At 68.5% G+C, this 13,461-nt stretch carries 13 protein-coding genes; 6 read left to right on the top strand and 7 right to left on the bottom strand.

What is annotated here, in order from left to right; all coding sequences use genetic code 11:
• Positions 1-36: 36 nt before the first annotated feature.
• Positions 37-444 carry a hypothetical protein gene (locus ACPXY0_RS12085; protein WP_423924878.1) on the top strand — a complete coding sequence of 136 codons (408 nt, stop codon included), beginning with the start codon at positions 37-39 and terminating at the stop codon, positions 442-444.
• The gene (locus ACPXY0_RS12080; protein ID WP_423924876.1) at positions 441-1,373 is read left to right on the top strand and encodes a hypothetical protein; all 933 of its coding nucleotides are present in this window, start codon (positions 441-443) and stop codon (positions 1,371-1,373) included. The genes ACPXY0_RS12085 and ACPXY0_RS12080 overlap by 4 nt, the downstream gene beginning before the upstream one ends.
• 46 nt (positions 1,374-1,419) lie before the next feature.
• Here ACPXY0_RS12080 and rho read toward each other — a convergent pair whose 3' ends face one another.
• Positions 1,420-2,679: a transcription termination factor Rho gene (gene rho / locus ACPXY0_RS12075; protein ID WP_423924874.1), complete on the bottom strand. Its 1,260-nt coding sequence runs from the start codon at positions 2,677-2,679 to the stop codon at positions 1,420-1,422.
• Positions 2,680-2,847: 168 nt separating this feature from the next.
• On the opposite strand from rho, the gene ACPXY0_RS12070 reads away from it, so the two are divergent.
• Positions 2,848-3,201, top strand: coding sequence for a hypothetical protein (locus tag ACPXY0_RS12070; protein WP_419165289.1), 354 nt, complete (start codon positions 2,848-2,850; stop codon positions 3,199-3,201).
• Positions 3,202-3,208: 7 nt separating this feature from the next.
• Here ACPXY0_RS12070 and ACPXY0_RS12065 read toward each other — a convergent pair whose 3' ends face one another.
• The gene (locus ACPXY0_RS12065; RefSeq protein WP_423924871.1) at positions 3,209-4,189 is read right to left on the bottom strand and encodes an MlaD family protein; all 981 of its coding nucleotides are present in this window, start codon (positions 4,187-4,189) and stop codon (positions 3,209-3,211) included.
• Between the two features lie 148 nt (positions 4,190-4,337).
• On the opposite strand from ACPXY0_RS12065, the gene ACPXY0_RS12060 reads away from it, so the two are divergent.
• From ACPXY0_RS12060 to ACPXY0_RS12050, 3 genes are read left to right on the top strand one after another with little or no spacing between them, the layout of a single operon-like run.
• Complete coding sequence (locus ACPXY0_RS12060; RefSeq protein ID WP_423924869.1) at positions 4,338-4,712, top strand: single-stranded DNA-binding protein; 375 nt, start codon at positions 4,338-4,340, stop codon at positions 4,710-4,712.
• A gap of 40 nt (positions 4,713-4,752) precedes the next feature.
• Positions 4,753-5,376, top strand: a complete 624-nt coding sequence (locus tag ACPXY0_RS12055; RefSeq protein WP_423924867.1) for a CDP-alcohol phosphatidyltransferase family protein — start codon at positions 4,753-4,755, stop codon at positions 5,374-5,376.
• A gap of 30 nt (positions 5,377-5,406) precedes the next feature.
• Positions 5,407-6,408: an NAD(P)/FAD-dependent oxidoreductase gene (locus tag ACPXY0_RS12050; protein ID WP_423924865.1), complete on the top strand. Its 1,002-nt coding sequence runs from the start codon at positions 5,407-5,409 to the stop codon at positions 6,406-6,408.
• Here ACPXY0_RS12050 and ACPXY0_RS12045 read toward each other — a convergent pair.
• From ACPXY0_RS12045 to ACPXY0_RS12025, 5 genes are all read right to left on the bottom strand, one after another.
• Positions 6,401-9,286 (bottom strand): AAA family ATPase, encoded by a 2,886-nt coding sequence (locus ACPXY0_RS12045; protein WP_423924863.1) that lies wholly within the window; start codon positions 9,284-9,286, stop codon positions 6,401-6,403. The two genes, ACPXY0_RS12050 and ACPXY0_RS12045, sit on opposite strands and share 8 nt — an antisense overlap.
• Before the next feature lie 3 nt (positions 9,287-9,289).
• Positions 9,290-10,405 (bottom strand): metallophosphoesterase family protein, encoded by a 1,116-nt coding sequence (locus ACPXY0_RS12040; protein WP_423924861.1) that lies wholly within the window; start codon positions 10,403-10,405, stop codon positions 9,290-9,292.
• Positions 10,406-10,407: 2 nt separating this feature from the next.
• Positions 10,408-11,568 (bottom strand): patatin-like phospholipase family protein, encoded by a 1,161-nt coding sequence (locus ACPXY0_RS12035; RefSeq protein WP_423924859.1) that lies wholly within the window; start codon positions 11,566-11,568, stop codon positions 10,408-10,410.
• A gap of 13 nt (positions 11,569-11,581) precedes the next feature.
• Positions 11,582-12,091, bottom strand: a complete 510-nt coding sequence (locus tag ACPXY0_RS12030) for a hypothetical protein (RefSeq protein WP_423924857.1) — start codon at positions 12,089-12,091, stop codon at positions 11,582-11,584.
• A gap of 151 nt (positions 12,092-12,242) precedes the next feature.
• On the bottom strand, positions 12,243-13,454 hold the full coding sequence (locus tag ACPXY0_RS12025) for an ABC transporter permease (RefSeq protein ID WP_423924855.1): 1,212 nt from the start codon (positions 13,452-13,454) through the stop codon (positions 12,243-12,245).
• Positions 13,455-13,461 lie beyond the last annotated feature (7 nt).

Raw genomic sequence — 13,461 nt, 5'->3', positions numbered from 1 at the left:
TTCTACACCCAGGTTGACCCGACCGACGCCGCGATCGTGTTCGCGGAATCGCAGAACGGCCGTATCCGACGGGTCGACCTGCGCACCGGGGAGTCCCGGTCGATCACGCCGCGCGCCCCCAGCGAAGACAATCCGGAGAACACGAACATCGTTCCCGCGCCGCCGGTGGGCACCGAAATCCGCTGGAACTGGAACACTCCGTTCCTCCTCTCGCCGCACAACCCGCGGATCCTGCACGCCGGAGGCAACCGCTTCTTCACCTCACGCGACCGCGGCGAGACGTGGACGATGAGCCCGGACCTCACGAAGGACATCGACCGGGACGCCGAGGTCGTGATGGGCGTGGCGAACGCGGTTCCCCGCTGCTCGCAGTTCGACCGGGGGTGGAATGCAATCCGTCGCGGAACGATGGCGTCTCCATGTGGAGCAGCCTCACGTCGATGACCGAGTCGCCGATCGTGCCGGGAATTCTCTGGGCCGGGAGCGATGACGGGAACATCCAGGTGAGCCGGGATGGCGGCGCGACCTGGACCGAGGTGAGCCGGAGCCTCCCCGACGGGACGACGCGCCACTACGTATCCCGCGTCGAGGCCTCGCATGTGGATCCCGCGACCGCCTACGTCTCCATCGATGGACACAAGAACGACGACCTCCGGCCCCATGTCTACGTGACGCGGGACTATGGCCGCTCATGGACCAGCATCAGTTCCAACCTGCCGTCGTACGGCAACGTGAACACGATCCGTCAGGATCCGCGCAACCCGCGGCTGCTCTACGCCGGGACGGAGTTCGGCTTCTTCGTCTCTCTGGATGAGGGCGGGACGTGGCACGACTTCATGCCCGACCTGCCGGTCGTGCGGATCGAGGACGTGCTCGTCCACCCGCGGGAGAACGACCTCGTCCTCGCGACGCACGGCCGCAGCATCTACGTGCTCGATGATGTCACGGCCCTGCAGGCGCTGGACGACGACGTGCTGGCGCAGGACGCGCACCTCTTCGAGCCGAGCCCGGCCGTGCGCTGGAAGAACGAGATCCAGCGCAGCCGCTCGGTCACGGGTAACAAGAACTGGGTGGGAGAGAACGCGCCGGCCGGCACGGCGATCCAGTACTACCTGTCCGCTCCGGCCGACGTCTCGATCGAGATCTCGGCAGTCACGTCGGGGGAGGTCGTGCGGGAACTCGCGGGGACCGGAAACGCCGGCCTCAATCGCGTGCAATGGAACCTGCGCACGAACCCGGCCCCCGAGAGCCCGGTGCAGACGCTCGGACCGCCGGTCGATCCCGGCATCTACCGAGTGACGCTGACGGCGGGAGGTGCGACACACACCGCCCTCGTCGAGGTGCTGGAGGACCGCTGGCTGAGGGCCCCGTAACGGCGGGAGCGGTTGCCGGACTGGCTGCCCGCGCTAGCTGCCCGCGCTAGCTGCCGGCGGCCATCGAGTCGAGGAACTCCTGGTTGGTGTCCGTGCGCCGCATCCGTTCGATCATGAACTGAATCGCCTCGGCCGGCGGCATGTCCGACAGGAAGTTCCGCAGCAGGTACATGCGATTGAGTTCGACCTCATTGAGGAGGAGTTCCTCCTTGCGGGTACTCGAGCGGTTGAGGTCGATGGCCGGATAGATCCGCTTGTCCGATATCTGACGGTCCAGCAGCACCTCGCTGTTGCCGGTGCCCTTGAACTCCTCGAAGATGACCTCATCCATCCGGCTCCCCGTCTCGATCAGCGCGGTCGCGATGATCGTGAGGCTCCCGCCCTCCTCGATGTTCCGTGCCGCTCCGAAGAAGCGCTTCGGTTTGTGGAGCGCGTTCGCGTCCACGCCGCCCGAGAGGATCTTCCCGGAGTGGGGTACCGTCGTGTTGTAGGCGCGGGCCAGCCGCGTGATGGAATCGAGCAGGATCACGACATCGTGCTGGTACTCCACCAGCCGCTTCGCCTTCTCGATGACCATCTCCGCGACCTGCGTATGGCGGTCGGCCGGCTCGTCGAAGGTCGAGGAGATGATCTCGGCCGGGACGTTCTCCTCCATGTCCGTGACCTCTTCGGGCCTCTCGTCGATGAGAAGCACGATCACCTTCGCGTCCGGCTGGTTCGCGACGATGGCGTTCGCGATCTTCTGGAGGAGGATCGTCTTCCCGGCCTTCGGCGGAGACACGATCAGGCTCCGCTGCCCCCTCCCGATGGGCGCGATGAGATCGAGAATCCGCATCGACACATCGCCGTCCTCGGACTCGAGGACGAGCCTCTCCTCCGGATAGCGGGGCCGCAGGTTGTCGAACGCGATCCGGTGTTTCGCCTTGTCCGGGTCCACGCCGTTCAGGGTCTCGACCTTGAGGAGGGCGAGATACCTCTCCCCCTCCTTCGGCGGCCGAACCCGGCCCTGGATCGTGTCCCCCGTCCGCATGTCGAAGCGTTTGATCTGCGAGGGGGAGACGTAGATGTCGTCCGGTCCATACAGATAGTTCCAGTCCTGGCTCCGGAGGAATCCGTAGCCTTCCGGCAGGATCTCGAGCACGCCCTCGCCGCGCAGGACCACGTCGGAATCGAGCAGAACCTGCTCGATTCGGAAGATCAGATCCTGCTTGCGAAGACCCGAGAAGTTGAGAAGGTCGAGTTCTTCGGCCAGGTCATGAAGCTCGCCGATCGACTTCGATTTGAGTTCGGCGATATCCAACGCCATCCTCCGGAAGAGGGAGTGGGAGCGTGAGTGAGCCGGGTTGCGGTCGTGAGGTACTGCCGGCAGCTACAGCCGGGGGATGTGGTCCGGGGCGGACCCGACGACCATAATGGGGCCGCCCGACAGGGTCAAGCGACCGCCAGCAAGTCAACTCTCACCGTCGAGCGCCCGATGGCCAGACACAATCGCGAGGGAAGAGGACTCGACCAGCTCGGCAATCTGTGGCGTATAAGCTATCAGCCGGACTGGTTCCGGCTGTTGAAGTTGTCGTGCCCGGTACCGGGGGGACGCCGCTCTTCCCGCACGCTGTGCCGGAACCCGGCCCGCGCGGCGGACGCCGAGCCGGGTCGCGCCATCCGTACGCGGATCACGGCGGCGGATGGATCCGTCGATGTCGCCGTGTCGCTCGAGGACCGCGACCAGGTCGTCGATCACATCGTCATCGCCGTCCGGCGAAGGCGTGGCCGTACGACCGAACTCCTGAAGTTCGCCGTGCATGGCGCGCTGCCGAGCCGGAGAAGCTGACGGGCCGCTAGAAGACCCGGACGCGCAGCCACCGCGACGGGCTGTACTTCAACTCCTCGGCGAGGGCGGCGACCGTGGCGCGCAGGGCGTCGAGCTGCCGGCGGATTTCGCCGTCCATCAGCGCGCGACCCACCGTGCCTTCCCCCCGCTCGATCCGCTGCGCGAGCGACACAAGACGGATTCCCATCGCCTCGACGGCCGCCGTGGCCGTCTCGATGCTGCGGCGCGACGCCCAACGCTCCGGGGACGCGTCCCACGCCGCGAGCCGTTCGCCGACCCGGTCGGCCGCCGCCCCCACGAGCGTGTCCGTCACGAGCCGAGCCAGCGAAGACCGTGAGAGGTCGCCTTCGAGAAGTTCTCGCAGCGTTCCGAACTCGTGCCTCAGCCCCTCCAGCGTCTCGGGCTCCTCGCGCAGGCGCGCAAGTGAGCCGCGACCCGACGTGATCGCTTTCCCGGCCTCCGCCGCGAGAGCCTCGAGCGATCGCACCGCCATCGCCAGCGTGTCCGCGCGCGCGAGGACGGCTTCGGGGTCGAGCGGCGGCCCCGCCGCGCGGAGCGTATCGGAGAAGTTCCAGGGCGGCGCGGATCCGCTTCCCGGATCGATGGCCACGATCGCCGACGCGAGAGGGTCGGACGCCCGCACCTCGGCCGTGGCGTCTTCTCGAAGGATCGGCACGGCCACCCGTTCGATCACGGCCTCGACCACGACATGCGCCTGCGTCGGCTCATGGGGGCTCGCGTCGAGCGGGCGGAAGGAGATGGATGAGACGCGCCCCACCGGTCGCCCCGCCACCCAGACGGTCGAACCTGGCGAGAGTCCCGCCGCCGAATGCGCCAGCACGGTGATGCGCGACCCTTCGAGACTCCAGCGAACGATGAGGTCGCTGGAGAAGACGGCTCCCGCCAGCAGCGCGCCGCCGGCGATCAGGAGGAAGCCCGTCCGGGCCCGGCGCCGCGCCGTTCTGACACGAGAATCGATGTCGACCATTCCTGAGCAGACCCCTTTGCGCCGCCGCCGTCAAGATCCGATGCGCCACCTCGCCTAGTGGAGGGGTCGGCCTTGGGAGCCCGTCGTCCGGACCGGATACTTGCACGTCCGAAACACCCGTCCATGAACACGAAGGGAGAAGGCACGCATGTCAAGAAGCGTTAACCGGGTCATCCTCGTAGGCAACGCCGGGAGCGACCCCGATGTCCGCGAGACGACCTCCGGCACCCCGGTCGCGCACCTCTCACTCGCGACCAACCGTGTCTTCCGCAAGAACGGGGAGACCCAGCATCGCACCGACTGGCACCGTCTCACGTTCTGGCGGAGGCAGGCGGAGACGGTCGGCGAATACGTTCGCAAGGGCGCGCGACTCTACGTCGAAGGCCACCTCGAATACGGATCCTTCGAACGGGACGGGATCGCGATCCCGACCGTGGACGTCGTCGTCGAGGATCTCGTCATGCTCGACCCGCGGCCGGCCGACGCGGAACTCGAGGCCGACAACGCGGACCTGCCGGCGTAATCGAATTCGCCGCCGGGTCCCCGGGGAGGCGGTGGCGACGGTGGCGCGAGCACTGGAGACGCGCCCCCCGAACGTGCATCTTCCCGGTCACCCGGAGGGCCTGGAGACCAGACGGAAGCGGAGGATTCCCATAAAGACGCACGACCCGGGGTTCCTGACCCTTTCCAATCTCCTGTCGCTGAGTCGCATTCCGCTCGGACTCGCGTTCACCGTGGTGACGGACCCCGGGCTCATGGCTGTGCTCGTGGCCACGGCTGGCGCGACCGATGTCCTGGATGGGTTCATCGCCCGCGTCAGCGGGACCCGCTCGCAGATCGGACTCCTGCTCGATCCGCTCTGCGACAAGCTGTTCGTCCTCCTCGCGCTTGCGAGCTTCCTCGCCTCGGGCGGACTCGACGGGGCGTCGTTCCTCATCCTGATCCTGAGGGACCTGTACACTGCCGGGTCGTACTTTCTCGCTCGCCTGGCGTCTCTCATCATCCCCTTCACACCACGCTGGCCGGGCAAGATCGCCACGGGACTGCAGTTCCTTACGCTTCTCGCTCTGATCTTCGACCCCCGATATGTTCCGGCACTCGTGCTCCTCGTCGGGGTCACCTCCGTGTGGGCGATCATCGATTACGGGACGCACTGTCTGCGCCGCAAATGGAAGAGCGTGGCGTGACCGGTTCCGGATGGCGGGGACAACGACGGCGTGCGCAACGAAACGGTCGATATCACAATCATCGGAGGGGGCCCGACCGGTCTCTACGGGTTGTTCTACGCCGGAATGCGGGGTGTGTCGGCCCGTATCATCGACGTTTTGCCCGAACTCGGCGGTCAGTTGACCGCTCTCTATCCCGAGAAGAACGTCTTTGACGTGGCCGGGTTCCCACGGATCCTGGCCAAGGATCTGGCGCGGGATCTCGTGACGCAGGCGACGCAGTTCAATGCGGAAGTCTGCCTCGAAGAACGCGTGCTCGCCCTGAATCCCGGAAACGAATCGTTCGACCTTCGCACGGATGAGGGACCGCGTCCAACGCGGACCGTCGTCATCGCCGGGGGGAAGGGCGCCTTCAAGAGCCGGACCCTGGCCGCGCCGGGCTGGGACGAGTTCTGGAAGCGGGGGCTGACCGCCCACGTGAAGGACCCCGAATCATTCCGCGGGAAGAGGGTCCTCCTCGTGGGCGGGGGCGATTCCGCTTTCGACTGGAGTTGGGCGCTGCGCGAGATCGCCGGCGAGCTGACCCACATTCACCGCTCGGACCGGTATCGCGCGCACGAGCGCACGGTGGCGCAGGTCGAGGGCGCGCACGAGAGGGGCGAGCTGGAGCTCCGGACCTTCCACACCGTGACGGAGATCCACGGGAGCGACCGGGTCGAGGCCGCGACGCTCCAGCACACGAAGACGAAGGAAACGGTCCGGCTCGAGGTGGACGAGATCATCGCCCTCATCGGGTTCGTCCCCAACATCGGTCCGATCGCCGAATGGGGACTCGAACTCGAAAAGAATGCGATCCTGGTCGACTCGCGCATGCGGACGAACATCCCGGGGGTGTACGCGGCGGGAGACATCGCCACCTACGAGGGCAAGCTGGAACTCATCTCCACCGGCTTCGGCGAGGCCGCCATCGCCGTCAACAACGCGGTGCACTACATGGACCCGAGTGCGAAGGTGGACCCGGGCCACTCTACGAGTTCGAAGGCGTTCAGGTAGCCGGCCGCTCCTCGGCGTGCGGCCGGGGTCCCGCGAGTTCGATCAGACAGTTGCGCGGGGCGTGGAGGTTCCGCCTGGCCCAGTCCCGGACAGCGTCCTCATGGGTGAAGAGGATGACCTGGGTCGATTCCCCGACCGCGCGCAGCGTCCGGAGCATCGCCTCCTTGCGTTCCGCGTCCGACGCGCCCACGACATCGTCGAGGATCAGAGGACAGGTCTCACCCGTCCCGGTGAGATGGCGGGAGAGTGCGAACCTGAGGAGCAGATAGATCTGCTCGGCCGTCCCGTGCGACAGCAGCTCGGCGGCACGCCAGCGTCCCCGGTTCGTGCGGACCTCCACGAGCAGGGACTCGGGGTCGATGCGACAGCCCGCATAGCGTCCGTCCGTCACTCCGGGAAGCCATTCGAGGATCGTGCTCGTGAGGATCGGCGCGACGTCACGGAGGACGCGTTCCTCCGCCTCCCGCAGGAAGGCGATCGTGCTGTCCAGTGTGCGCTTGAGTCGCCCAACGAGGGCCTGTTCGCGCTCGGCCGCCGCCAGATCGTCTTCGGCGTCCGCCACGCGGCTGAGGTTCTGCTCGCGTTCCGTGAGCTGGCCGTGCGCCCTGTCCACCTCCGAGCGCGCGGACTCCGCTGTCGAGCGAAGAGCTTCCAGTCTCTCGGCCGTGGGCCCGCTCGCGCGGGCCATGGCAAGCGCGCGCGGGCCCACCTCGTGCGCCAGTCGGTCCGCGCGGGCGCGGAGCCGCTCCGCCTCCGCGGCGAACTCATCCAGCGTTCGGTCGCCGAGCAGCTGCTGTAGCCGGTCCCACGATTCGCTGCGCCGTCCGGCTTCCCCCAGGGCTCGTTCCCGGCCTGCCCGCCACACCTCGAGCGCGCCGGCCAGCTCTTCCGGGTCGTCCCCGGTCACGCCGACCCGCGCGGCCGTCGCTCGCAGCGTCTCCGTGGCGGCGGCGACCCGCTCGGTGTCCAGGCGGTGCCGGGCTTCCGCCGCGAGGCGCTCGGCTCGTTCTTCCTGCCACCGGCGGAGTTCGTCGTCGACGTGCTGCTCCAACTCGGCGAGTTCACGCGCGGATACGCTTCGTGCCCGCAGTTCGTCCAGCCGGTATTCGTCCGCGGATGCGCTGAGGCCATCGGCTTCTTCCCGGAGTCGACCGGCCTCCACGACGAGTTCCTCCAGCGACGACCCGCCCAGCAGTCCCTGAAGCTCGTCCCATTCGAGGCCCAACTGGGCACGCGCCAGCTTCTCATCGCGCCACGACGCCTCCCACTCGCGCAGCCTTCGGACGACCGTCCCCGGCTCCGATCCCGCGCCGTTGTCGAGCGCGGCGAGGTCGACCAGTTGCTCGATCAGCGCGGCTCTGCGCTCGAGGGCGGCTTCGTAGCGAGCCTGTTCGGTGCGGCGCACCGCGAGACTGCGCGCCATGGCGTCGCGTTGCGTCTCGAGCACGAGAGCGATGTCCGCCCCGCCGGGCCGCGAGTCCACGAACCGGAGCCAGAGGAACGCCGCGGCCCCGGTGGCGGCCAGGGTCAGACCCACGACCCGTAAATCGGGCAACAGCAGGGCCGCGACGATCCCCGCCACTACAGCGACACCGCAGGCGAGGAGATGTGATCCGGATCGTCGCGGCCCCGATGCGGCGCCGCCCCCCCGACGCTTCTTGTCGAAGTCCGCCAGACTGAGTTCAAGTTGCTCGACGTCCGGCCCGTCCGGCTCCCGGAGGGGTGGCAGCGACTCCCAGGCGTTGAGCGCGTCCCGAACCTGGCTGGCGTGCGCCTCCTCGGCGGCGGAGGTGCGCGGAGCGCCCGCCGGGAAGAGCCCCCCCAGCTCGCGTGCCCGCGCGACGCGGCGTTCGACGGCGAGCGCCCCGGCTTCCGCCACCACGGCGCGTGCTGCGAGAAGCCTGCGGCGGGCCTGGTCGATCCTCTCCGTCAGTTCCTGCGCCGAGGGCCCGGTCAGCTCCTGCAATACCGGCCGGTTACTCCACGTCGTGAGCGCCTCGGTGACTTTCCTGCGCAGTTCGCCGCCGTCGCGCAGCGGGTGAGGCGCGCCTTCAGGAAACTGTTCATCGAGCGCTCGCGCGTCTCCCAGCCGTTCGGCGAGCGCGTTCGCTTCAGCATCGGCGAGCGCGGCGTGCATGGCCTCGACCCGCAGCTCCGCCTCCCTGGCCGCTTGCTCCTGATCCTCCACTTGCACACGCCGCCGCAGGTAGTCGCGATGGGCCTCTTGCGCGGTCTCGAGCGCCGCGCGCGCGTCGTCGGTTTCCCGTTCGGTCCTCACCAGCGGCTTCGTCGGCGCCCGTGTCGAGCCGACCCGGTCCCTCAGGTAGTCATCGAGCCGCTGAAGCGCCGCCGCGGCCGTCGCATCCGCCCCGGCCGTGGCAGCGGCGCGCTGCATGTCCTCCTGAAGGGACAGCGGGTCGTCCCGCACCCTGAGGATGTCCGCCTGCCGTACACAGGCCGTGTGAAGGAACGAGCGGCGGTTGAGTCCCAGCCAGCGCGAGCCATCGGGCGCGCCCTCGTGGATGATCTCGCTCGAGTAGTCGCGACCCGCGACGCTCGCATCCCGCGCGCTGCTGTCGACCCTGCCTGCGAGATCATGCCGCAACTCGACGCGCCGTCCGTCCTCCAGCGCGATGACGGCCCCCACCTCCCATCCGTCGCTCCCCCAGGGCCTGTGCCGTTTCGCGAAGACCTTCTCGTCCTTGCGCGGCATTCCCCGGCGGCGCCGCATCCCGCACAGGCCGGCGTAGACCGCGGCGTGCCAGGAGGATTTCCCCGCCTCGTTGGGACCGTAGACGACGTTCATGCCCGGCGCGAACTCGAGGCTCTCGTCCCGCAGGGGGCCGAAGGCGTACGCTACGACAGACTCGAAGTGCACGGCTCAGAGCACCTCCAGATCGTCCCGCCCGTCGAGGGCTCGGAGTCCCATCCTCAACACGCGGCGTCGTTCGTCCTCCGGCAGATCCGCCCCCATCACATCTCTCACGAACTGGCCCCGCACGGTGGGTTCCTCGCGGATCTGATCGAGGTCGTACGCCAGGTGCAGACCCGATTTTCGGATCTGGACGGCCTCGAAGGTCTCAAGCAACTGTTCCCGGATCGTTTCCTCCTGAAGATCGAGCGAGGGTTCGAGGTCCCCGGCCACCGTAAGGCGCGCGAGACCGCCCCGCCCCTCGGCGACCTCGCGCAGGGTGTCTCGAATCTGCTGTCGGCTCGTGAACTCCGTGACGTCGAGTGCGAGGTCGTGGACCTGCGTCACCGCGACGACACGACGTTCGCACTCCACCGCGCCCTCCGCCGTGATCGTCGCCACGACGGCCCCGCGCTCCCCGTCCTCTCCGAACTGCAGGGGATCGGGATTGCCCGGATAGGTGTGGTGTGCGCCGTCCGCGGGCCGGTGATAGTGGCCGAGGAATGCGTGGTCGAGGCCCGCCGTCCGGATGTCCGCCGTGTCGAAGGGGGCGTGCGGCACCTTCCCCTCTCCCTGCGCGGCGAGCCACGACTGTTCCGCGCCGTGGAAGAGCGCGAGATGGACGCCCGGGCCTTCCACCCGGAAGCCGCCGCCGAGGAAGTTGTCCGTATTCGCGGGAGCGCAGTGCGCGCCGCCCCAGAGCGTGATCCCGGGTGCGACCTGGACGGGGCGCAGAACCGCTTCGCGAAAGATGTGGACGTTGCTGCTCCACTCCTCCGTCGCATAGAGGCTCGTCGGCCCGTACCAGTCGTGATTGCCCGGAGCGATGTAGACGGGCATCGGGTCGAGACCCGCGAACGTCTGCCGGAGGAATTTCTCCGTGTCCAGGGTCACGCGGTCGTGCTCGTACAGATCGCCGCCGCAGAGGAGCGCGTCGGCATCCGTATCCCTCGCAAGAGCTGTGATCGCGAGGAGCGTCTCCCGCAGCGCCTCGCGCCGCCGACGGGCCACGTCCCCGCTCGCCTCGCACCAGGCGAAGGGAGAGTCGAGGTGAAGGTCGGCGAAATGGACGATCTTCGCGTGCACGGTCAGGTGAGAAACGACTCGATGCGGTCCCAGTTCGATTCCGCGTCGGCTTCCCCGAGTTCGACGAGCGTCCGCACGTATTCGCTCTCGAACAGGAGATAGCTGATGAAATCCGCGTTCTTGACCCCCGGCGTGCCGAGACCGCGCACCAGGAACCTCAGCGCCGGAGGCAGTTCGATTTCGAAGTCGCGTGCGAGCCTCCCGATGTCGCGGGAGGGTCTGAGGATGAGCAGGTCGACGTGGCGCAGACCCTGCTCCGCCGCCACTTCGGGCGGGAGGCTGTCGATGAGATGGTTGATCCTCCGCAACGACGCCGCGTCCCAGTCGAGCGTGTCGAGAAAGACCGAGTTGAGCAGGAGTCCCAGCACGCGCGCCGGGGGCGGGTAGCCGGCCATGTCCGGTCGCCTCGTCTCCAGTTCCGAGCGCCGATAACGCGCCGAAATCGTGAAGATGCGATCCGCGCCCATGTGGATCGCGGGCGCCAGCGGCGCCGCGGTGCGAAAGCTGCCGTCCCCGTAGTACTGCTGCCCCAGTTTGACGGCCGGGAACACGAGCGGGATCGACGCGGAGGCGAGGATGTGGTCGACCGAGATGTCGGTCCGCACGAGCCGGTTGCGCGCGGTGGCGGGCCACGGCCGCGCGCTCGATTCCCCCTGGAGGAAGAGCACGGTACGCCCCGTCTGGTAGGACATCGCCGTGAGACCGATCGCCTCGACGTAGCCCGCCGCTATCCGCTCCCCGATGGCCCCCACGACGAGGTTGCGCTCGATGAACTCACGCAGCGGCGCAGTGTCCACGAGGCTCCGAAACTGCGGACTCAGTCCGATCCCGCCCCCGAGAAGCGAACCGCCGAGCCGGATCCCCACCTTCAGGAGCGAAGTCGGGTTCGTCCGCAGCACTTCCTCGGTCGTCAGCGACAGCCAGCGCCGCCTCAGGGCCCGCGTCGCCTGCCGGAAGTCGCCGCGATAGGAGGCGAGGAACCCGACGTTGATCGCGCCCGCCGAGACGCCGGTGAGAAGGGGGATCCGGAGCTTCGGCAGCCGCTCGCCGATGTGGCACAGGATTCCGGTCTGGTAGGCGGCCCGGGCGCCTCCGCCGGAGAGGGCGAAGGCCAGCTTCCCCTCTGCCGAGCCCGGCGCGCTCCCCCCCGGACCTCCCGTCACACCGGTCCCCGGATCAGGACCGTCCGGCCGGCCGGGCCACGAGCCGTCGATGCCAGGAGCGGGAGGCCGGCCGCTCCATGTCGCCCGCACGCAGTTCCGCGAGCGTCTCGATGGTGGGATCGAAGACCGCGGTCGAATCGTCGACCTGGCCGGCCGCCGCCCGGGCCCGGAACGCGGCCCGGGCGCACCCCACGATCTCGCCGGACTCGCCGCGATAAAAGACGCGCGTGCCGTCGAGCAGCGAGCAGCCGAGCCGAGCTTCGAGCGCGGCGAGCCGCCGCACCAGGGCATCGATCGAGCACCCCGAGGCCGGCGCCGAAGCCTCGTCCACGGCGATGACCGCGAAGCGCCCCTCGACCCATTCCACGCCGGCGCGGAGCGCCGCCCCGTGGGCCGTCCACACGTCGACGAACGCGTGCAGGTCGCCCACGAGCGCCTCGCGCTTCCCGTCCGACAGCGGACGGTCCGTCCCGTAGATCCAGAGACGGGCGGTGTCGGGCAGTTCTCTCAGCGGAACGCTCATTCGATCGGGTCCGGGACCGGGTTGAATAAACACCCCGGGGCAAGGCCCACGCGGGTGTCAGGGCTCACGCCGGGACCATACGTCCGCCCGCGACGTACCGCCAATCCCGCCCCGGGGAGAGGTGGCTGGAGGAAGCGGCGCGGGAAGCGGGCTATTCGTACCGCAGCGCCACGATCGGATCGAGCCGCGCGGCGCGGCGAGCCGGCCAGATGCCGAAGAACACGCCGACCACGGCCGCGAACACCACCGCGAGCCCGATCGCCTCCGGAGCGATCGCCATCGTCCAGCCGGCCGAGCGCGAGAGGATCTCCGCCGCGCCGTATGCGAAGCCGACGCCCAGGATCCCGCCCGTCACGCAGAGCGTGGTGGCTTCGAACAGGAACTGGAGCATGACCGCGCTCCGCGTGGCGCCGAGCGCCTTGCGGACGCCGATCTCCTTCGTCCGCTCGGTGACCGACACCAGCATGATGTTCATGATGCCGATCCCGCCGACGAGAAGACTGACGGCGGCGATGCCCGCCAGCAGCATGGTGAAGGTCTGGGTCGTTTCCTCCGCCGCCTGGAGAAACTGCGCGCTGTCGGAGATGAAGAAATCGTTCTCCCGCCCGAGGGGCAGGCGGTGCTCTCGCCGGAGCACGTCCTCGATCTGCACCATCGCGATGGGAATCGCGGCCTCGCTCTCGACGACGACCTTGAACTGGTTCACCCGGTCCGTCCCGAGGAGCCGGAACTGCGCCGTCTGGAGCGGGACGAAGATCTGCTCGTCTTCGTTGAACCAGCTCTGCCCGCCCTTCTCCTCCAGAACGCCCACGACCTCGAACGTGATGTTCCGGATCGAGATCGAGCGGCCGACGAGTTCGGCCGGGTCCGTGCCCAGGACTGCCGGAACCGCCCCCCCGAGCACCGCCATCCTCCGCCGTCCCTGGTTCTCCGATTCGTCGAAGAACCTGCCCAGGGCGACCGTATAGTTGCCGACTTCGGCATAGTTCGGCGTCGTCCCGAGGATGCGGACGTTCGCGTTGTTGCGCCCGAACTGAACCTGCAACTGCCCCTGCATCTCGGGCGCGATCTGGACCAGCGCGGGGGCCCCGTTTCGCACCGCTTCCACGTCGTCGGCCGTGAGGCGCGAACTCGAGCCGCCGCGTACGCCGCGGAACATCCCCTGTCCGGCGCGAACCGTGAGCACGTTCGTCCCCAGGGAGGCGATCTGCTGCTCGACCTGCCGCTGCGCGCCCTCGCCGAGCGCCACCATCGTGATCACCGCCCCCACGCCGATGACGATCCCGAGCATCGTCAGGAACGAGCGCAGCTTGTTGGCCCGGATCGCGTCCATGGCCACGCGAAGCACCTCGAAGAAGATCATGCGGTCC

Source organism: Candidatus Palauibacter sp., from assembly GCF_965237495.1.
Classification (GTDB): domain Bacteria; phylum Gemmatimonadota; class Gemmatimonadetes; order Palauibacterales; family Palauibacteraceae; genus Palauibacter.
The sequence above is the reverse complement of the archived record's forward strand: the minus strand, read 5'-3'. Positions and strand labels throughout refer to the sequence as shown.